The 20,326-nt window shown below is 37.6% G+C and carries 15 protein-coding genes; 13 read left to right on the top strand and 2 right to left on the bottom strand.

Annotated features, from left to right (window positions below):
• Positions 1–337: 337 nt before the first annotated feature.
• Positions 338–1,255, bottom strand: coding sequence for a LysR family transcriptional regulator (locus ACFFIX_RS18350; protein WP_378936564.1), 918 nt, complete (start codon positions 1,253–1,255; stop codon positions 338–340).
• Between the two features lie 345 nt (positions 1,256–1,600).
• Here ACFFIX_RS18350 and ACFFIX_RS18345 point away from each other — a divergent pair, with 345 nt between their 5' ends.
• The 13 genes from ACFFIX_RS18345 (at position 1,601) to tatA (ACFFIX_RS18285) (ending at position 19,136) form a co-directional block, all read left to right on the top strand.
• Positions 1,601–2,866, top strand: coding sequence for an MFS transporter (locus tag ACFFIX_RS18345; protein ID WP_378936562.1), 1,266 nt, complete (start codon positions 1,601–1,603; stop codon positions 2,864–2,866).
• Positions 2,867–2,908: 42 nt separating this feature from the next.
• Positions 2,909–4,558, top strand: a complete 1,650-nt coding sequence (locus tag ACFFIX_RS18340) for an alkyl sulfatase dimerization domain-containing protein (protein ID WP_378936560.1) — start codon at positions 2,909–2,911, stop codon at positions 4,556–4,558.
• 72 nt (positions 4,559–4,630) lie between these two features.
• On the top strand, positions 4,631–5,812 hold the full coding sequence (locus ACFFIX_RS18335) for an acyl-CoA dehydrogenase family protein (protein WP_378936558.1): 1,182 nt from the start codon (positions 4,631–4,633) through the stop codon (positions 5,810–5,812).
• 227 nt (positions 5,813–6,039) lie between these two features.
• On the top strand, positions 6,040–7,614 hold the full coding sequence (locus tag ACFFIX_RS18330; RefSeq protein WP_378936556.1) for a class I adenylate-forming enzyme family protein: 1,575 nt from the start codon (positions 6,040–6,042) through the stop codon (positions 7,612–7,614).
• A 175-nt stretch (positions 7,615–7,789) separates the two neighbouring features.
• Positions 7,790–9,502: a SulP family inorganic anion transporter gene (locus ACFFIX_RS18325; protein WP_378936554.1), complete on the top strand. Its 1,713-nt coding sequence runs from the start codon at positions 7,790–7,792 to the stop codon at positions 9,500–9,502.
• A 385-nt stretch (positions 9,503–9,887) separates the two neighbouring features.
• Complete coding sequence (locus ACFFIX_RS18320; protein WP_378936552.1) at positions 9,888–11,327, top strand: PTS mannitol transporter subunit IIBC; 1,440 nt, start codon at positions 9,888–9,890, stop codon at positions 11,325–11,327.
• Between the two features lie 589 nt (positions 11,328–11,916).
• Positions 11,917–14,022: a BglG family transcription antiterminator gene (locus ACFFIX_RS18315; protein ID WP_378936550.1), complete on the top strand. Its 2,106-nt coding sequence runs from the start codon at positions 11,917–11,919 to the stop codon at positions 14,020–14,022.
• A 9-nt stretch (positions 14,023–14,031) separates the two neighbouring features.
• The gene (locus ACFFIX_RS18310) at positions 14,032–14,469 is read left to right on the top strand and encodes a PTS mannitol transporter subunit IIA (RefSeq protein WP_378936548.1); all 438 of its coding nucleotides are present in this window, start codon (positions 14,032–14,034) and stop codon (positions 14,467–14,469) included.
• Entirely contained in the window at positions 14,470–15,609 is a 1,140-nt protein-coding gene (locus ACFFIX_RS18305; RefSeq protein WP_378936546.1) for a mannitol-1-phosphate 5-dehydrogenase, read from the top strand.
• A gap of 385 nt (positions 15,610–15,994) precedes the next feature.
• Positions 15,995–16,177 carry a twin-arginine translocase TatA/TatE family subunit gene (gene tatA, locus ACFFIX_RS18300; protein ID WP_378936544.1) on the top strand — a complete coding sequence of 61 codons (183 nt, stop codon included), beginning with the start codon at positions 15,995–15,997 and terminating at the stop codon, positions 16,175–16,177.
• Between the two features lie 82 nt (positions 16,178–16,259).
• Positions 16,260–17,003, top strand: coding sequence for a twin-arginine translocase subunit TatC (tatC, locus tag ACFFIX_RS18295; RefSeq protein WP_378936542.1), 744 nt, complete (start codon positions 16,260–16,262; stop codon positions 17,001–17,003).
• 160 nt (positions 17,004–17,163) lie between these two features.
• Complete coding sequence (locus ACFFIX_RS18290) at positions 17,164–18,876, top strand: metallophosphoesterase family protein (RefSeq protein WP_378936540.1); 1,713 nt, start codon at positions 17,164–17,166, stop codon at positions 18,874–18,876.
• A gap of 32 nt (positions 18,877–18,908) precedes the next feature.
• Complete coding sequence (gene tatA, locus ACFFIX_RS18285; RefSeq protein ID WP_378936538.1) at positions 18,909–19,136, top strand: twin-arginine translocase TatA/TatE family subunit; 228 nt, start codon at positions 18,909–18,911, stop codon at positions 19,134–19,136.
• A gap of 198 nt (positions 19,137–19,334) precedes the next feature.
• Here tatA (ACFFIX_RS18285) and ACFFIX_RS18280 read toward each other — a convergent pair whose 3' ends face one another.
• Positions 19,335–20,105 (bottom strand): HAD family hydrolase, encoded by a 771-nt coding sequence (locus tag ACFFIX_RS18280; RefSeq protein WP_378936536.1) that lies wholly within the window; start codon positions 20,103–20,105, stop codon positions 19,335–19,337.
• Between the last annotated feature and the right edge of the window lie 221 nt (positions 20,106–20,326).

Here is a 20,326-nt window from a genome sequence, read left to right as displayed (position 1 = left end):
ATTTTGCCAGAATTAGATTAAAATCGACCTAATTCATCGATTATAATCAATCATAATATCTCAATCAATGTACAGATGCCTTTCTACATAGTGGAGACGCAAATGAGGAAAAAAAGTATTCCTTGCAATAACCTAATTGACCATTATTCTGTTGTCTCATTCAACACCTAACTTAATTGTTCCTATTGAACTAACTAGTGTAATTTAAAAACGGTAGAAGCGGCGAAAGGATTATTGTAAAGGTGATTTATCAGCATCCTAAAAGGGATTTCCGTTTCAATACACCTAAACCTAAATGGTTATTTAAACCAGATAAGGCTTAGGGTAGTTTGAATAATTAAATCGTAAATAGGTCCTTCGTTTGGAATGCGTTTTCTACATATTTAATAAATTTTTTGGACGAAGCAGAAAGAGGTCTTTTCTTAGAATGAACCAACCCAAATGCCATCTGTACTGGATCATAATTAACAATATGCAGCTTTTTTACTTTATTATTAGCCTGAAGCTCGTTATTTTTAGTAGACCAATCTGGTGAAAAAGTGATTGCTAAATTATTTATTATTGCTTTTCTTATCACATCAGTATTGTTTGATGAAAAAAGGATATTCAACGGACCGAATTGATTTAAGAAATCATTGACAAACCACTTGATATAGTCCCCGTTATACATAACAATTGTTTGATTAATTAGAGTTTGTGGTTTAACACTGTCATGTATCGCAAGCGGGGAGTTTTTGTTCACATAAACTTTCATTTCACCTTTGATCAAAGGTTTAAACTCTAAATCATCAGTTATATTCTTGAGTCCAACATGATAGGCAATCATGCCAATGTCAACTGTGCTCTGATTTATCGCCTCGATAATTTCTTGTGTTTCTTGTTCTTTTATTTCAATGTTCACGTTTGGAAAATCTGCTTTAAAAGCAGCCATCGGATTGAGGAAAAATGTCATAAACGTTGGAATCGAAGCTAATTTTAATTCTCCTTTTACTGCCATTATTTCGGTTTGCATTTCATCTTTTAATTCTTGAATTACTTTTATAATTTCATATGCCTTTTGGATGACCTTTTGTCCTTCTACTGTTGGAATTGTTCCTGTGCGTGAACGATGAAATAACGTTACTCCAAGTTCTTTTTCAAGTAGCGATAGGGATTGACTAATAGCCGATTGTGTAACATGAAGGTTTTCTGATGCTTTTGAAATCGTCCCTGCTTTTGCAACCTCGATAACATATTCTAATTGTTCTATTTGCATAGGATCCTGCTTTCTATAAGTTTTTCTTAAGTATCCATTAAAAGGTTTAATTTTATTAATGGTAATCTAAATTGTATAATAAATTCAGGTTATTCTCAAATTTTTATTTTTTTGTGAGGTGAAAAATGACGAAAGATTAGTGTTTCTACAAGTAGAATCTTACAAAAATATTAGGTACCGAATATTTATAATTGAAAGCGCTACCGCCAGGTTTTTAGAAAAGGAATCCAGCAGGTTTGGAAGAGAGATTGGTGCTATTACTTTATATGAATATTCTAATGTTAGCTCGCGGAACTAATTTTTAGAATGTAAATGTAAATGTAAATGGAAGGTAGGATGATTAATGTGCGTTGGCTTATATTAGGCTCAATCTTCATACTTGCTGTTATCAGTTTTGCAGATAAGACGATTATTGGATTAGCTGCAGGTCCAATAATGAACGATTTGAATCTTAATTATGAACAATGGGGGATAGTCGGCAGCAGCTTTTTTTGGTTGTTTTCAATTGCTGGAATTATTGGAGCTGCGTTGTCAGATCGGTTTGGAACAGGGAAAATGCTCTTGATTATGGCGGTAATCTGGACGATTGCCCAATCAATGACTTTTTTTGTGGCCAGTTTGCCCTTGCTAATATTGACTCGCGTAATGTTGGGTGCTGGGGAAGGTCCATTTTTTGCTACTGCCGTTAGTCATCTCAGTAAATGGTTTCCACCTGAATCGAGAGGATTTGCCTTCTCTATTTTAAATTTAGGTAATACAATCGGAAAAGCAGTTTCAGTGCCCGTCCTGGTCTTCCTTATTGCTAAATTTGGCTGGCGAGAAGCGTTTGTTATTCTTGGTGTTTTTAGCCTTATATTTGTCTTTTTCTGGTTGTGGGTAGGAAGGATGAAACCGCCTTTGTCAATCAATGAACCAGAAACGGCAAAATCAAAAATAGACTGGAGAGCAACCTTCAGGATTCTCCGCTCACCAACGTTTGTTTTTACGACCTTAATAGCATTTATGGGTTATGCCGTGATTACGTTCAGCCTCGTCATTAACCCAACCTATTTAATAGAAGTCAAACAAGTTTCAGCACAAACGATGGGATATATGAAAGCGATTTCAGGTGGAGCAGGGGCGTTGCTTTGTATTATTATTTCAATCTATTCTGACCGAATTTACAAGAAAACCCAGAACATATGGAAGGCTCGCGTTTTGTTAACGTCCATCTGTATCTTTCTCGCTGGAGTCTTGTATTTCTTGTTCACAATGACCACTTCAGTTCCATTAATGACCTCTGCTTTAATTTTGGAGAATGCCTTTATTTTACTGTTATTTACACTTTGTCCACAAGTCGTAAACAGTCTCCTTCCCGAAAGGAAAGGACTTATGTCAGGTATTATGATGGGGATTGCGACAACATCCGGGATTATTGGGCCGATCATTTTTGGAAAGGTCATTCAGGCAGCTGGTACTAACAGTGCAGCGGGATTTAACATCACCATCCAAGCGCTTTCAGTTCTTCTTATCTTAAGTGCCGCCATTTATGCTATTTTTGCAAGGCCTCCTCAACAAGGAAATACGAATAACGTTCAGTCTCCAAGGAAAATATCAGAAACGGTTAATTAATGCTTTAAATTTAGAATTAGAGAATAGGAGAGGGTTATTATTTTGCCACAAAACACAGTAAAAGATGAAAAAGAGAAGGCATTGGCTTATTTAAAAGAACATACGAAGAGGTTTAAAAAAGGGGTTGAAAAAGTTACGGAAAATATATACTGCGCTGTAGGATACGGTTTAGCAAATTCAACTCTAATTGTAACTAAAAAAGGAAATATCATTGTCGACACGACAGAAAGCATTGACTCAGCAGCTGAGATTAAAGCTGAGTTTGATAAAATTTCCCCCTTGCCAACAATCGCAATCATTTATACTCATGGACATGCAGACCATGTGAACGGGGCATCCGTATTTATGGATGAACAGACAGAAATTTATTCGAATTTCAAAACAGTTGAATTTTTTCATACACAGTTTAACCAGCTTAAAAGCATACTAGATATACGCGGGGCCAGACAATTTGGAGTGTTCCTGCCACCTGATCATACTCCTTGCAGCGGATTAGGTCCGTCTTTGCGGGTTAACCGGAATAACCCCAAATTGGTGTTCCCGACACAGGTTTTTGAAGATTCTTTGGTATTAACCATTGGGGAAGTAACGTTACAGCTAGTATCGGCACCTGGAGAGACGGATGATCAAATTTTTATTTGGATTCCGGGACAGAAAGTATTGCTGGGCGCAGATAATTATTATCCTGCCTTTCCGAATCTATATACCATAAGGGGAACAACGCCACGGCCTGTTCTGCAGTGGGTTCAGTCATTAGATAAAATGCGCGACCTTCAAGCAGAGTATTTAGTTCTTGGTCACACAGAACCGGTCTTTGGTTCTGAACAAATAAGTGAACTTTTGACAATGTACAGAGATGCTATTCAGTTTGTGCATGACAGTACAGTTCGTGGCATGAATAAAGGAAAATCTGTTGAACAGCTGGTGGAAGAAATATCTCTTCCAAATCATTTACGGTATTGTAGTGAGCTAAGGGAACTTTATGGAAGCGTATCACAATCTGTTCGAGCCATCTATCACGGATACTTGGGCTGGTTCGATGGGAACGCTACCAATTTAGAAAGGCTTTCTCCGAAAATTTTTGCCGGAAAAATCGAGCAACTTGCTGGAGGAACAGATGTTTTAATTGAAGAAGCAATAAGAGCTTTAGGAAATGAAGAATATCAATGGGCAGCAGAACTTTCGGATTTGTTATTAGCATTGTTGCCTGGCAGCTATTATGTAAAAAAAATAAAAATAGAAGCATTAACTGAATTAGGTTTAAGATCCTACAATTCGAATAATCGTTCGTACTATCTTTCACAGGCAAATGAGTTGAAAGAATACTTTCATTATCCGGACAAAAAACCGTTAAAGACAAGGATAGCCTATGCACATGCTATGCCGCTTGACAGTTTCTTTGCAAATATGACGATCTTACTCAACCCTGAGCATTGTAAAGATAAAACATATTCTGTAAACGTTTATATTAAGGATAAAGTTTTAGACTTTAGAATTGTCATTAGAAAGGGGATTGCAGAAATCCGTGAAGGAGCGGAACAAGACCCAGAACTGACAATCAGCACGGAAGAAAAGATTTGGAAAGATATCATTATAGGAGCAAGGGAATGCGAGGAAGTCATTAAAAGGGGAGAACTCCAAATTGAAGGAGATTCAACTCTATGTAAGGAGTTTATTGCCCTTTTTCAGTAAGGGTGTATACAACAATCCTGGTATTTGCAATTAAATAAAGTTACAAAAGTTTACAGGAAAGAAGGAAATCCTATGGTCATTAAGCTAGAAGAGGATCTCAAGAAACTTCGAGAAAAATTGCAAGATTTCATTCAAAATGAATTGCTTCCATATGAAGAGGAGCACGGATTGAATGCCGAAGAAGATATTCCGATGGAAGCGATTAGATGGGTAAGAAAACGGTCCAGGGAATTGGGTTTTTATGGAATTAACCTACCCATAAAATATGGAGGTCAGGATATCAGTTTAAAAGGATTATGCATATTTAAGGAAGATTTAGCTCGCTCAGGAGCTGTTTTATGGGGACAGGTAATCGGGGAAATCGGAGGACCGCTGAGAATTGGACAAATGCTGGAAAGTTTCACCCATGAGCAAATAAAAAAATATGTGATTTCGGTCATTTCTGGAGAGTCAAGCTGCTGTTTTGCGCTTACCGAACCGAATGCTGGCTCCGATGCTTTTGCAATCGAAACAACCGCTGTAAGAGATGGGGATGATTATATATTAAATGGGAAAAAGCATTTTATTAGTGCTGCCCCTTATGCGGATTTTGCTATTGTCATAGCCAAGGAAGTACTAGATGGAGAGAAAAAGAGAATCACCGCATTTCTAGTAGATAAAAAAACGCAGAAAAAGCCTGGTTTCGAACTAGGCAAAATTCAAGTCCCTATATCAGGAGAACGAATTCACGCTGAATTAATCTTTAATAAATGCCGAGTACCGGCAACAAATATTATCGGGGAACCTGGAAAAGGATTACTGCTGGGATTGAAAAGAATCAGCACGAATCGTGCGTCCCATGCTGCAGGATTTATAGGGATGGCTAAACGCCTCCTGGATTTATCTGTTGAGCAGGCTAAAACGAGGATTCAATTTGGCCGGCCTATTGGTGACTTTCAGGCAATCCAGCATATGCTGGCGGAAATGGCTACGGAAGTCTATGCGGCAAGGTGTATGGTCTATGATGTGATAAGTAAGATTGATCGTGGAGAGGAAGACCGGGCAGGGGCCTCGATGGCTAAGTTATTCGCCTCCGAAGTAACCAGCACCGTGGCCGATAAGGCAATACAAATCTTCGGTTCCAAGGGATTGGAAAAAGGGCATCCAGTAGAAAAAATGTATAGAAGTGCCCGAATGTACCGGATCCTTAGTGGTACCTCGGAAATTCAAAAAAATACTATTGCAAAGGAATTGTTGAAAGGAACAAGTCTCTAATAATGGTTTTAAAAAAGAAGGAAGTATTAAATCATGTTTTCAGCCCTATAGTTCATCGACGTATAATAGGAATGCTTTCATAAGGTTGATGATGCGTTGATTTTCCTGATTAAGAATTCTTTAGAAACACAGTGTAAAATCTGCAACCCCTTAATAACTAGTGTTCCGGATTTGCAAATTTAAGACAGGAAACGGCGAAAAAGATATGACGGGAGGAACAACCTATTATGCAAAGTACGACATTTCAGTCATTAATACTTAAAGGAATGAATAGATTCGGAGACTTGCCAGCCGTTACGTTGCTGCCAGATGAGAAAACAATGACATATAAGGAGTTATTGGTCAAAACAAGACTCATATCCTGTTATTTGCGCTGGTTGGGAGTAGGAAGAGGTAGCCACATTGCTACTCTTATACCAAACAGCCTTGAGGGTGTAATGTTTGGTTTAGCTATCCAGCAATGTGGAGCAACGTTAGTCCCATTAAGTGATAAGCTGGGAACACGAGAAGTTGATTTTATTTTAAAGGAGTCAAAACCAAAAGTCGTAATCATTGCAACACATACCCATATAGACACAGTCCTAGATTATCTGGAAGGATCAATAGATCATGATGTCAGGATCATCGGCCTTCCTGGATTTGGTGTCCACTTCCCAAATAGGTTTGAGCTTTTCCAATGGCCGGTAGAATCAATGGATTTGGTGTTTCCAACAGCTTCAGCGGATGATATCGCCCTTCTTTCCTACACTGGAGGAACAACGGGTACTCCTAAAGGCGTCATTCATTCTCAGGAAGGATTGGGCGCCGCTATGCTCTCTGCCGCCATTGAAGACCCGCTTGACGACCGGGACCGTGTATTGCTAAGTACTCCACTCGTGCATTCGGGAGGTTCCCTCCTTTGGAGAGCCCTTATTTCGGGGGTTCATATTTATATTATGCCTTCATTCCAAACCAAACATTTCATGCATGCAATAAAGGAACATAAGATCACAACCACTTTCATGGTACCAACCATGCTGTACAGACTACTCGATTTGGCAAAGACGGTAAATTATGATGTAAGCTCCATGCGTAATATATATTACGGAGCTTCACCTATTTCTCAAGAGCGCCTTAAAGAGGCTTTCGAATTGTTCGGACCAATAATGCGACAGCAGTACGGCATGACAGAATGCAATATAGTCATTTCCAGGCTATCCAAAAGCGCACATGTTTGGGCCTACCACAACAAGCCAGAAGTCTTGAAAAGCTGTGGGAAACCATGCCTTTTGACCGAAGTTCGACTTATTGGCGATAAAGGAAATGAAGTGGGCCCGTTGGAGCTTGGAGAGATTATCGTAAAATCACCAGCCATGATGGTGGGATATTATCAAAGACCTGAGCTTACTAAAGGAGCAATCCGTGATGGCTGGTTCTATACCGGGGATATCGGCATGCGGGATGAAAGTGGTTACCTGTATATCATGGACAGGAAGAAGGATATGATTATTTCGGGTGGGATGAACGTATATTCCTCAGAAGTAGAGCGTACGGTAAATCAACACCCGGCTGTTGCCTTAAGCGCGTGCATTGGAGTTCCTCATAAGGATTGGGGTGAAGCAGTCTGTGTAATTGTAACCACAAAAGAAGGTTTCAGCTGTACAGAAGAGGAGATCATCCAGTTTTGCAAGCAAAATACTTCAAAGTATATGGTGCCTAAAATCGTCTATATTCAAGATACACTCCCGCTTACACCAATCGGAAAGATTAATAAAACAGAATTAAAAAAGATGTATGCACTGGGGATGCTAACCATAAAGTAACAGGAAGGCGGGGAATCCATTTTACTCCCCGCTTTTTTTAATACAGAACCCTCTATAAAAATACCTTTTTATCTTTGCCAAAAGGCAATGGCGATATAATATTGTGGGTATAAACAGTTGTCTATTTGCCCCTTTCTTGAATTATTACCATTTAAAATATAGAAAGGATGGAGTTATGATTAGAGCGTTTGTAAGGAATTATCCAAGTTCGATGATAAAACGTGATGTAATTGCCGCACTTACAATAGCTGTGATGCTTATTCCTCAGGGGATGGCATATGCTATACTCGCAGGAGTTCCTCCCGTTATGGGATTATATGCATCCACGATTCCTCTATTTATCTATGCCTTTTTAGGTTCATCTAAACATTTGTCCATTGGACCAGTTGCGATTACTTCATTGCTTGTCTTCTCCGGTGTGTCTCCATATGCAGAGCCTGGATCTTCTTTGTATATATCAATGGTTATCGTTCTTGCGACAATGGTAGGTGTCATTCAGATGTTATTTGGATTACTTGGACTCGGTTTCATCGTAAAATTTATTCCTCATTCTGTAATGAGTGGTTATACTTCAGCAGCCGCAATTGTTATCGGGATTAGCCAGTTAAAGTACATGCTTGGAATAGAACTAGGAAACTACTTACAGGTTCAATTCCTTCTCCTTGAGTTATTTCACAAAGTGAACGACATCCAAGTTCTGGCACTTGTAATCGGAGGAGGGTGTATGGCCCTTCTCCTCCTCATGAAAAAGTGGACGCCTAAACTGCCTTCAGCCCTTGTAGCAGTTGTTGTTTCAATTCTCACGGTTGTTTTCTTCCATTTAGAGACTCATCATCTTCGAGTGGTAGGTCATATTCCAAGTGGTTTTCCAGATTTCTCAATTCCAGATTTTTCAATGGAAATGGTAAAAATGCTGGCACCAATGGCTTTAACAATTGCTCTATTAGGATTTATGGAATCTCTGTCGATAGGAAAGGCAGTAGCTAAGAAAGAAAAGTATTATATTCATCCAAATAAGGAGCTTAAGGCATTAGGATTAGCAAACATTATTGGATCCTGTTTTGCCTCTTTTCCTGTGAACGGTAGTTTTTCAAGAACAGCAGTCAATCATCAAGCTGGTGGAGCGACAAAAATGACCGCTATTATTACAGGAATGCTTGTCCTAATAACGGTTAGTTTCTTTACGTCTTTTTTTTACTATCTGCCATATGCAACACTGGCTGCCATTATCATGGTTGCTGTTTATAAATTAATTGACATTCCCGAAATGAAGTATTTGTTCAAGGTCAAAAGATTTGAAGGATGGATTTGGGTTGCTACATTTTTAACTACATTATTTATTGGGATTCAATGGGGAATTCTTTTAGGTATTATCTTTACACTTGTCCTTCTCATCAAAAAAAGTGCAGAACCGTATATTACACAGCTTGGCTATGTTGAAAAAGAAAACACGTTTCGGGACATTAGTCGTTACCCAGATGCAATAACATCTAATGAAGTTGTCATTTTAAGGGTAGATTCTAGTCTGCATTTTGCTAATATCTCTTATTTAGAGGATAAGATAAATAAACTAATTAAAAAAAGTTCAGCCAAGTGGTTCATTATTGAAATGAGTGGTGTCAATGACATTGATACTGTTTCCATTCAACGTTTAGAGGAACTCATTGATTTCTATCGAGGCAAAGGGGTAACCGTGTTATTTGCAAATATGAAAGGGTCAGTTCGTGAAACTCTCATTAAAGTTGAATGGCAGGAAAAATATAAAGAACAACGTAACCATTTTACCGTCGAACAACTTTTAAAGGAAAAGGGTATTCGTTCTTATTTTGATCCAACTATTCAATATATAAGTTCAACAAAGGAATGGAAAAATGATTTCACTATATGAATAAAGAAATCATCTTTGAAGCTTTTTTCCAGTAGATACATAACAGCGTCTAGGATGTATTTTAAAAGTAATTATCAGGCATCTCCTTATGATGCCTTTTCTATTAAAAAGAAATCATTCTTAAATCGTCATTCTCATTTATGGGGTGACGATTTTTTATTTGAGTTGAAAGTTTGGAACGCTGGCACTCCCCGATTCGTCTTGTTTCACAGCACTGTTCCACAGGAGTCGAGGAGTCCCAACGATCACTATAATTATGACAACAATGCAAATGACAAAATAGCCTTTTCTTTAAATTGAAACCGCTTTATTTACGTCGTATCATAAAAAGTGTAAAACAGACAATATTAAACTTACACTTTTTATTTGAAAGGAGCATATATAGATGTCAAATTCAACAGAGGGATCGAAACCAGATTTCCGCGTTAAGATCCAGCGTTTTGGTAGTTATTTAAGTGGCATGATTATGCCTAATATCGGAGCCTTTATTGCATGGGGGATTATTACTGCGTTATTCATTCCGACTGGTTGGTTTCCAAATGAAGACTTAGCTCAGCTTGTGGGACCAATGATTACGTATTTACTTCCACTATTAATTGGTTATACAGGTGGTAAGATGATTTACGATGGACGTGGTGGAGTTGTTGGTGCTACGGCAACAATGGGGGTTATCGTTGGTTCTGATATCCCGATGTTCCTAGGCGCAATGATTATGGGACCTCTTGGTGGTTGGTTAATTAAAAAGATTGACCAATTTATCCAACCGAAAGTGAAGCAAGGCTTTGAGATGTTAGTTAATAACTTCTCAGCAGGAATTTTAGCAGGTATATTAACAATTGTTGCATTCTGGGGAATTGGTCCAGTTGTAGAAGGTTTAAATAATGTGCTAGCGGCTGGAGTTGAGGCGATTGTTAATGCCGGGTTACTTCCTTTAACAAGTGTCTTTATTGAACCAGCAAAGGTCTTATTCTTAAACAATGCACTTAACCATGGTATTTTAAGTCCACTCGGGACAGAGCAAGCAGCTGAAACAGGTAAGTCTATTCTATTCTTACTTGAATCAAACCCAGGACCTGGTCTAGGTATTTTATTAGCGTTTATGGTTTTCGGAAAAGGTACAGCAAAGCAAACATCACCAGGAGCGGCAATCATTCACTTCTTTGGTGGAATTCATGAGATTTACTTCCCGTACATCTTGATGAAGCCATTACTTATTTTAGCGGCAATTGCAGGTGGAATTAGTGGTGTCTTCACTTTCACATTATTCAATGTAGGGTTAGTTGCCCCACCATCACCAGGTAGTATATTTGCTCTTATGGCAATGACACCTAAAGGCGGAAACCACTTAGGCGTATTACTAGGGGTTCTTGTAGCATCAGCAGTTTCTTTTGCAGTAGCTTCTCTTATTCTTAAAACAAACAAAAAAGAAGAAGAAGAGGATATTTCCGATGCAACTGCAAAAATGGAAGAAATGAAAGGTAAGAAAAGCTCAGTTACCGAATCATTTAATGCGACAAAAACAGTTGAAGAGAAAGTTTTTAATGCGAAGGACGTAAACAAAATTATTTTTGCTTGTGACGCAGGAATGGGTTCTAGTGCAATGGGATCGTCTATCATGAAGAATAAAGCGAAAAAAGCTGGTTTAGAAATTGATATTACCAATACATCAATCAATAATATTCCAAATGATGCTGATGTCGTTATTACCCACAAAGATTTAACATCACGTGCAAAAGAAAAGCTTCCGACTGCACATCATATTTCTGTTGAAAACTTCTTAAACAGTCCAAAATATGATGAGCTAATAGAAGACTTGAAATCATAATTTTGAAAAAGGGATTGTCCAAAAAGTCCTAAAATGAAAGCAGGAAGAAAAACCGTTCAATTTTTCCTTCCTGCTTTTTTTTTTGCAGGAGAGGAATTTTTTCTCCTTTTTTTATTTATTTCAGATATGCTCACTTCGTAAGGATTATTACTTTTTATATTAAATTTAAACCAAGAGTGGATTGTAGTGGATAAACTTGACTCCTGCGGGACGTAGAGGAAAGGTCGAGACCCCGGAGGCGTAGCCGAGGAGGCTCGACTTCCTCCCCGCGGAAAGCAAGTGCTTGGAGCGGAAAGGAACGGTCCAGGTTCAAAAAGAAAATCACCATTCTTTTTGAACCCAAAAATCGGCTGTCGTAAAGTCAGCTTTCACTGATTTTTTTGGACAATCCCTTGTTTTAGTCTATTAATTCAAAGCTAAATCAATTTAATTATGGCAACAATCCTCATGACGAAAATGTATCAATCAAATATTGAGATAGAGATTAAAACACTCTATCATAATAAAGGAAAGCAAGAATATTTCATATATGTGAGTAGCTTTGCTCATAATATGTCATGATGTTTGCCATAATCATGGAGTGAATCGTATGTATATTTCAGCAAGGGAAAGAAAGATACTCGAGCTCTTATTGAACAACAGGGAAGAAACGACGGTAAAAGATATAGCGATAGAATTAGATGTAAGTCCCCGGACGATTCATCGTGATTTAAAAGGGGTAGAAGAAATTGTAATCGAGCATGGCCTTGGACTCCAAAGGAAATCCGGAATTGGTATCCAAGTAATTGGTGATGATGAAGTAAAAGAAAGATTGAAGCTGTACTTATTTAATCTATCTCACAATGAATATACTCCTGAAGAGCGCCAAACGATTATTTTATCAGCGTTGCTTGTTACTGCCGAGCCTGTGAAATTAGTGTCGTTGGCCAATGATCTAAATGTGACAATTGCGACCGTTAGTCATGACTTGAATAAAGTCGAAGAACGGATCGAGCCATTTAGCCTAAACTTATTAAGAAAACGCGGCTACGGAGTTGAAATCAACGGTTCTGAATCTGCGAAAAGAAAAGCGATGAGCAAACTGATCGTAGATAATCTGGATGAATTCGAGTTTATCTCCAGTATTAAAGAAAACATTCAAAAAAGGTCTGTTCAAACTGTCGATACGATTACGGATCGACTACTGGGACTCGTTGATAAACAAAAGCTTCTTATTATTGAGAAGCAAATTGACGAGATTAAGAGGGATCTTCCCTATTCTATTGCGGATAGTGCATATATTGGGTTAGTCGTTCACTTAGCACTAGCTATTGAACGTATTCAGCAAGGGGAAGACATTAACTATGATGAGGACTATTTAATAAGCTTGAAACAAACGAAAGAGTTCAAAGTAGCCGAAAAGATTGTTTCAGGGCTAGAGGAAGTTTTTCGAATTGAGATATCTCAAGGTGAAATTGGCTATATCACGATGCACCTGATGGGTGCGAAACTTCGTAATGATCACTATGATTTATTGGAGGATGCGAATCTTCACGTAGGAATTTTAGCCAAAAACTTAATTCGCTATGTTAGCACTGAAATCAACTATGACTTGAAAGCAAATACATCATTATTTCAAGGCTTAGTCGCTCATTTAAGACCTGCATTGTACCGGATAAGGCAAAACATGGGCATATCAAATCCGCTACTTTATAAAATAGAGCATGATTATATGGATCTGTTTTTAATTTTAGAAAAAGCAGTCAAAGAGATCTTCCCTGATTTACATGTACCGAAAGAGGAGATAGGCTTCTTGGTGATGCACTTTGCTTCGGCTCTATTAAATAATGACGAGGTAAGGGAACAAAAAACATTAGTCGTTTGCTCAAGTGGAATTGGAACATCAAAAATGCTATCAACAAAGTTGCAGCAAGAAATTCCAGGGTTAAAAACAGTTAATGCTTCCCTATTTGACATTGCTGCGATAGATGTAGAAGAATTTGATGTTATCATTTCAACAATTCCATTAAAGAACTTCAAAGAAGATTATTTGGTCGTAAGTCCTCTATTGTCTGATGAGGAAGTTAATAAAATTAAACGGTTTCTTTTAGAAAAGAAACATTTTACCGGTAAAGAAAAGCAAAAGCTCGAATTCAAAAGGCGTCAGGTTAATAGTGGTGATTTCCTTCAAACTATCGAGAAGTCCAAAAACTACTCAACTGCAATCTATCAAATCCTAAATGGTTTTTCTTTTTCAAGCATAGAAGATTCTGTTCCATTAGTAACAGCATTGAAGAATGCGTGTGCAGTATTGCATAGGAAGAATGTAGTTGGTGATACACAAGGAGTTCTAACTGAGCTTTTAAAACGAGAAGAGTTAGGTGGACTTGGGATTCCAGGAACATCGCTCGCCTTATATCACACAAGAAGCACACAGATCCTTATGCCGTCTTTCACCATCTATCGTTTAAATCATCCATTAACAATAAAAGCCATGGATGATTCTTTTGTTGAAATGAATACGATTCTACTAATGCTTTCTCCGGAAAAAATTAATGAGGAAACATTAGAAGTCCTAAGTGGAATTAGTTCGCTAATTATTCGAGATAGCCAATCCATTGAACATTTTCAGTCAGGCCAGGAACAGGATTTAGTAAATATTTTAGCTACAGAGTTAGAAACAATCTATGAAACAAAGGTAATAAATAAGGAGTGAATGATTAACATGACAAAGAAGATTTTATCCGAAGAAAATATTGTACTTAATGCAAGTTTTAACGACAAAGAAGAAGCAATCAGAGGTACCGGCCAAATCCTAGTTGATAAAGGATATGTGGAACCAGCGTACATCGAGAAAATGCTTGAACGTGAAAAATTGACGTCAACATTCATGGGGAATTTTGTTGCGATCCCACATGGTACAGAGGATTCAAAGAAATCAGTCATTACGTCAGGTCTTTCAATCATCCAAGTCCCAAGAGGTGTTGATTTTGGTAATGGCAATATCGTAAAAGTATTAATTGGCATTGCTGGAAAAGATGGAGAACATTTAGAAATCCTTTCTCAAATCGCAATTGTTTGCTCTGAAGAAGAAAATATTCAAAAAATCGTTGAAGCAAGCTCAGCAGCGGAAATCATAAGCTTGTTTGATGAGGTGAATTAAGTGTTAGCTGTACATTTTGGAGCAGGGAATATTGGAAGAGGATTTATTGGTAGTCTCTTATCAGACGCTGGCTATCAAGTATGCTTTGTAGATGTGAATGCTGAAATCGTTGACCTATTAAATGAGAAGCAAGAATATCGCGTTGTTCTAGCTGCTGAAAATAGTGAAGAAACAACTGTGAGAAATGTAAAAGCGATTAATAGCTTGCAGAATCCAGAAGAAGTGTTAGAGGCGATTGCTGCGGCGGATCTTGTTACAACAGCAGTCGGTCCTAACATTCTTGGGATTATTTCAGAACTAATTGCAAACGGGTTAAAAAAGAGAACTGAGCGAAGAAATCAACCATTAAATATAATTGCTTGTGAAAATATGATTGGTGGTAGTTCTTTTCTAAAAGAAAAGGTTTATGAGAAGTTATCCGATGCTGAGAAAAAGCAATTTGATCAGTGTTTTGCTTTTCCAAATGCGGCTGTTGACCGTATCGTTCCGAACCAAACAAATGAAGATAAGCTGATGGTATCGGTGGAACCGTTTTATGAGTGGGTTGTGGATCGCTCAAAGATCATCGGAGAAGTTCCTACTATTGAAGGAGTAACCTTTGTAGAGGACTTAACACCATTTATCGAGCGTAAGCTATTTACAGTGAATACAGGTCATGCGATTGCAGCCTATGCAGGGTATCAGGCTGGATTGGAAACGATTAAAGATGCAATGGAAGATCCAGATGTATTAAGATTAGTTAGAGCTACCTTAACTGAAACTGGAGCTGTATTAGTGAAAAAATACAACTTCGATTCTACCGAGCATATGAACTATGTGAACAAGATTGTTAGTAGATTCACAAATCCACATATTAATGATGAAATACCAAGAGTGGCTAGAGGACCAATTCGTAAGCTAGGACCGAATGATCGTTTAATAAGTCCAGCCAAGCAATATTATCAGTACTTAGAAGGTCAGCCTGAGAATTTAGCTAAAGGAATAGCTGCGGCATTAAGATATGACTATCCAGAGGATCAAGAAGCTATTACCTTACAATCGAAGGTAAAAGAAATGGGCTATGAAGAAACGATTTGTAAAGTTTGTGGGCTCCAAGAGGGAGATCCACTTGTTGAGTTAATCATTCGCGAATTAAACTAAGTGAAAATAAGAAATTGGACAATTAATGAACTACTCGCTAACGAGAGAACCATTGATGAAGTGGTTAATGCTCTTGTAAATGAATAAATTTTAGTAACAGAGACCTTGCAATATGCGGGTCTCTTTTTCATTTTAAAACAACTCCAAGATATTCCTCCTGCTCCTTAAAAACCAACAAAATTCATTACAAACAATAATATAAAACGGCTTGTCACTCATTGTGGTCTTTTGTGTATAAATGTTTGTTTAGTTGTATTTAGTTGAAAATTAATGTTTTATTCATATTAAATTTACACAAAATCCACAATGACTCGTTAGAATGAAGGTAGTTAGTCGTTTTCTTGCACCACAATCGTTAAAACCATTTAAATTAGGAGGAGAAAATATGCCTTTCGGAAACATCGGTATTCCTGGATTAATTTTAATCATCATTCTAGCTTTAATCATTTTTGGACCATCTAAGCTTCCTGAGCTTGGGAGAGCTGCTGGAAGTACTTTAAAGGAATTTAAAAATGCAACAAAGGATCTTATGGCATCAGACAAAGAAACAGATAAGGACACTAAATAAAGTATATTTACACTGAAATTGTTGGCTTGTAAATGAATACAAGCCTTGGAATCTATGAAGTTACAGTTAGAGGTGAAGTAGCTTGAAAGATAATGAACTGGAATTAATTGCACATTTAAGTGAGCTAAGAAGACGACTAATGATTGTTCTTGGTGTTTTCTTACTATTCTTCGCAATTGCACTTGCGTATGTCGAATCGATCTATCAATGGCTTGTAAGTGATTTGGATGTAAAGCTTGCATTATTAGGACCTGGTGATGTTTTTTGGATTTACTTTCAAATTTCGGCTGTTTTTTCTCTAGCATTTACCATACCGATTGCAGCCTATCAAGCTTGGAAATTTGTACTGCCAGCTCTAAAGGAAAATGAAAGAAAAGCAACCTTTATGCTGATTCCGTCACTTTTTCTGTTATTTATTTTAGGTATCTCCTTTGGTTACTTCTTGGTGTTTCCAATTGTCCTTTCTTTCATGGAAGGACTAGCAAGTGATGGGTTTCAGCAATTTTATACATCAGAAAAATACTTTAGTTTTTTAATTAGCTTAACCGTTCCGTTCGGCCTACTTTTCGAGCTGCCTGTTGTGATTTTATTTTTAACAGCCATTGGATTATTAAATCCTCGAACATTGAGGAAAAGCAGGAAGCTGGCCTATTTCTGCATAACTGTAACGTCTGTTCTCATTACACCACCTGATCTCGTGTCTGACATTCTAGTTCTAGTTCCTCTCATTTTTATCTATGAGGTGAGTATTAGTTTATCAGCCTATGTTTATCGTAAAAGACTTGAACAGTCCAAGTTAGACCAAGATATGTCTCTTCAAAAATAGGCATGGTAAGAATCAATCGACATTGATTTAGGGAGGTGATGTCCCTAAAAAAGTAATCTTAGATTGATCATATATGACCAATTAAAATCACTAGTAATGTAGATTCTCATATTCAAGAGCTTTAGCTTATCAATTCTATTCATAGATAGGAGATAAAAAAATGAAGAATGAATTTGAAATTCAAGATAAACAAGTTGAGTCAAAAGAAAAGAAGAAATATACGAGGAGGAAGTTTTTAGAGGGAACGACAAAGGTTGCAGGGCTTTCTCTAGGAATGGCCTTAGTAAATCCAATGGACAGCTTAACGGTTTTTGCTGACGATGATAATAAATCTGGTAATCATCGTAAACCAGATCTTGTGTTTCCTGTCATTAGTGATGTACATATTAAAAAGACTGGAACGAAGGATATACAAAAGTTTAGTAATACACTTCATCAGTTGAATGAAGTTGTCCCTAAGCAGGATGCTTTCGTTATTGTCGGAGATTTAACTGATTATGGATTTACAGAAGAATACGATCGATTTATGTCTGTCTATAATGCAGGAAAACAATCTCGTGCAGTTTCTATGATGGCCATTGGAAATCACGATTACTGGAATGGCCTATCTGTAGCAGATGCTCAAAAACGTTTTCTAGAGAAAACAGGCATGAGTTCCATTTACTACCACAAGGTGATAAAAGGCTATCATTTTATTGTTCTGGGTACTGAAGACGGTAGAACAGAGGGAACTTTTTCAACAAAACAAATTAAATGGCTAGGTGAAAAATTAAAGCAAGCAAGCGCTGATGATCGAAAAAAACCAATTTTTGTCTTCCATCATCAGCCGATTAAAGATACCGTTTATGGAAGTGAGTGGGGCTTCTCTGAGAATCGAGATCTTTTTTACAATACATTGAAGGAATTTCCACAAGCTATCACGTTCTCTGGTCATACCCATTATCCGCTAGATGATCCTAAAATCATCCATCAAAAGGATTTTACAACGATTGGAACTGCTTCAGTATCCTATCTATGGCTTGATGCTGGAAGAATTCAAGGGGAAGTACCTGATGGCGCGGATATTCTTAATCAAGCCCTAGTTGTAGAGGTATATAACAACAAAGTCATGATTAAACGTCGTGATGTTCACAACAATGAATGGACGGGTGACCCGTTTGTAATCAGCTCTCCTGCTAACAAGGATACGTTTATTTATACCGAAAAAAGAAGCGACAAAAAGGCTCCTTTCTTCACAAAGGATGCAAAGCTTACGATCGTTGGGGCAACGATCACTGGTTTCGCTATCTCATTAACACAGGCTAAAGATGATCTTCTTTTACACGATTATAAAATCTTAGCAAGAAACCTAGGAACAGGGAAGGTAGAGAAGGAATTCCTTGCTTTCTCAGAATTCTATCGAGATCCTGTTCCAAATCCGTTAGTTTTAAATCTTGATGGATTAAACCCAAATACAAACTATGAGATTGAAGTACAAGCCCTTGATGCATATGAAAATGAAAGTAAGAATGCATTAAAAGCAACAGGCAAAACTCTCCAAGGTGTTGTGAAGGATGTATCCATCATTTTATCGAAAGATACATTAAATGGAGTAGAGGATACTGTAGAAGTGATCGTAGAAAATGCTAGAGTTCCTCAAAGTGACTGGATCGGATTATATGAAGTAAATGAAGAGCCAGGAGGTCCAGGTGCTATTTGGTGGATGTACACAGAAGTAGATAATGGTACGTTTAAGGTTACTTTTAATCCTAAGGATAATAAATATCCCGATCGATACAAAGAAGGTTCAACCTATAAATTTGTTTACTTCTATGGCAGTGGATATGATGCTGTCGCTTCATCAACAATTACAGTTGGAAGTAAGGCTGAATAATCACTATAAAATGCTAAAAGGAGTGTAATGAAATGCCATTTACTAACATTGGAATACCTGGATTAATCCTACTTCTCATCATCGCGTTAATTATTTTCGGACCATCAAAGCTTCCGGAAATCGGAAAAGCCTTCGGTAATACGTTAAAAGAGTTTAAATTTGCTACGAAGGATTTACTGTCGTCTGATCATGAGGACAAAAAAAGTAGCGAAAATGATAACGTAAAACTTGCGAAAAAAGAAGAATCGAAAGTTGGATAAGCTATGGGGAAAAGAGATAGGATGGTTTCTATCTCTTTTTTTCTTTTTAATGGTTTTGTCTAGCTCTTACAATACAAAAACATAGGTTGCCCTAGAACTATGCTACTTCTAAAATAATTGTACGATTTAAAATAGCCATGAATACAGATATGTTGACCTCCAATTGAATAAGAAACACCACCCGAATATTGGATGGTGTTACGATGCATCTGAACAAGTTGCTTGATCAATTGGGCTTTCAGTCTCCCATAACAATAACCCATTAGGCTTGATGATATCTTGAATCGTGGGAATAATGAAATGTGCATAAGGTTCTAAATCCTTTTTTTGACTGGTTCCACTCAATACGCCAATCCCATATCGTGCATGAGCATTTAGCGCGAATACCAAGTCTGTAATGTTATCCCCTACCACCACAACTTCCTCTGGTGTTAGTTGTGTTTTGTTACAGAACTGCTGAAAAATGTGAGGATCCGGTTTCTTTTTATAGATGTCAGATGTGCCGACAAAATCAAAAAAATGATGTGCATTTAGCTGTTTTAAACAAAGGGACGTTGACAATTGGTCGTCAGCGGTAGCTATTCCCAATTTTATTCCTTTGTTTTTTAAACTTGTAAAAAGACTTACTACATCTGTAGTAGGTTCAATTTTAGATACATGCTTGTGCATTAATAGGTAAAGCTGTTCCTCGATCCAAATTACATGTTCATCAATGCGTTTATTTTCTTGATTAAAAATCGCCTGAAACGCTAATGTCATGTCTTTTGTTGTACCTGCTGCCAAAATACTATCTGGCATAATCCTATGATCAATAATTCCAATTTCAGCTAATAACCGCCTTTTTAGATAAGGTGTCTCCATTTTCTCGCATAAGTCTGTTACCAAATCGATTGCGATGTTGATCCATAACGAGTGGAAGGACATAATTGTGCCATCTTTGTCAAAAAGAATACCCTTAATAGTAGTCACGATAATCATATACCTCCTTAGTGAAACTTCCATCAGTGGTTTTCTGATGGTTAGTTGAACTTATCAGGTTCTTAGAGCCAGTTCGAACGAAGAGAGCTACTGGCACTTAGGAACGTGGCTTGTGAAACTTCCATCAGTGGTTTTCTGATGGTTAGTTGAACTTATCAGGTTCTTAGAGCCAGTTCGAACGAAGAGAGCTACTGGCACTTAGGAACGTGGTT

Source organism: Metabacillus herbersteinensis, from assembly GCF_042433335.1.
Lineage (GTDB): Bacteria > Bacillota > Bacilli > Bacillales > Bacillaceae > Metabacillus > Metabacillus herbersteinensis.
The sequence above is the reverse complement of the archived record's forward strand: the minus strand, read 5'-3'. Positions and strand labels throughout refer to the sequence as shown.

Bases quoted from the DNA above. Each gene is read 5' to 3' on its own strand.
- ACFFIX_RS18335 (WP_378936558.1), top strand. From the start codon at position 4,631: ATGGTCATTAAGCTAGAAGAGGATCTCAAGAAACTTCGAGAAAAATTG.
- ACFFIX_RS18330 (WP_378936556.1), top strand. From the start codon at position 6,040: ATGCAAAGTACGACATTTCAGTCATTAATACTTAAAGGAATGAATAGA.
- ACFFIX_RS18310 (WP_378936548.1), top strand. From the start codon at position 14,032: ATGACAAAGAAGATTTTATCCGAAGAAAATATTGTACTTAATGCAAGT.
- ACFFIX_RS18290 (WP_378936540.1), top strand. From the start codon at position 17,164: ATGAAGAATGAATTTGAAATTCAAGATAAACAAGTTGAGTCAAAAGAA.
- ACFFIX_RS18325 (WP_378936554.1), top strand. From the start codon at position 7,790: ATGATTAGAGCGTTTGTAAGGAATTATCCAAGTTCGATGATAAAACGT.
- ACFFIX_RS18350 (WP_378936564.1), bottom strand. From the start codon at position 1,255: ATGCAAATAGAACAATTAGAATATGTTATCGAGGTTGCAAAAGCAGGG.
- tatA (WP_378936538.1), top strand. From the start codon at position 18,909: ATGCCATTTACTAACATTGGAATACCTGGATTAATCCTACTTCTCATC.
- ACFFIX_RS18315 (WP_378936550.1), top strand. From the start codon at position 11,917: ATGTATATTTCAGCAAGGGAAAGAAAGATACTCGAGCTCTTATTGAAC.
- tatA (WP_378936544.1), top strand. From the start codon at position 15,995: ATGCCTTTCGGAAACATCGGTATTCCTGGATTAATTTTAATCATCATT.
- ACFFIX_RS18320 (WP_378936552.1), top strand. From the start codon at position 9,888: ATGTCAAATTCAACAGAGGGATCGAAACCAGATTTCCGCGTTAAGATC.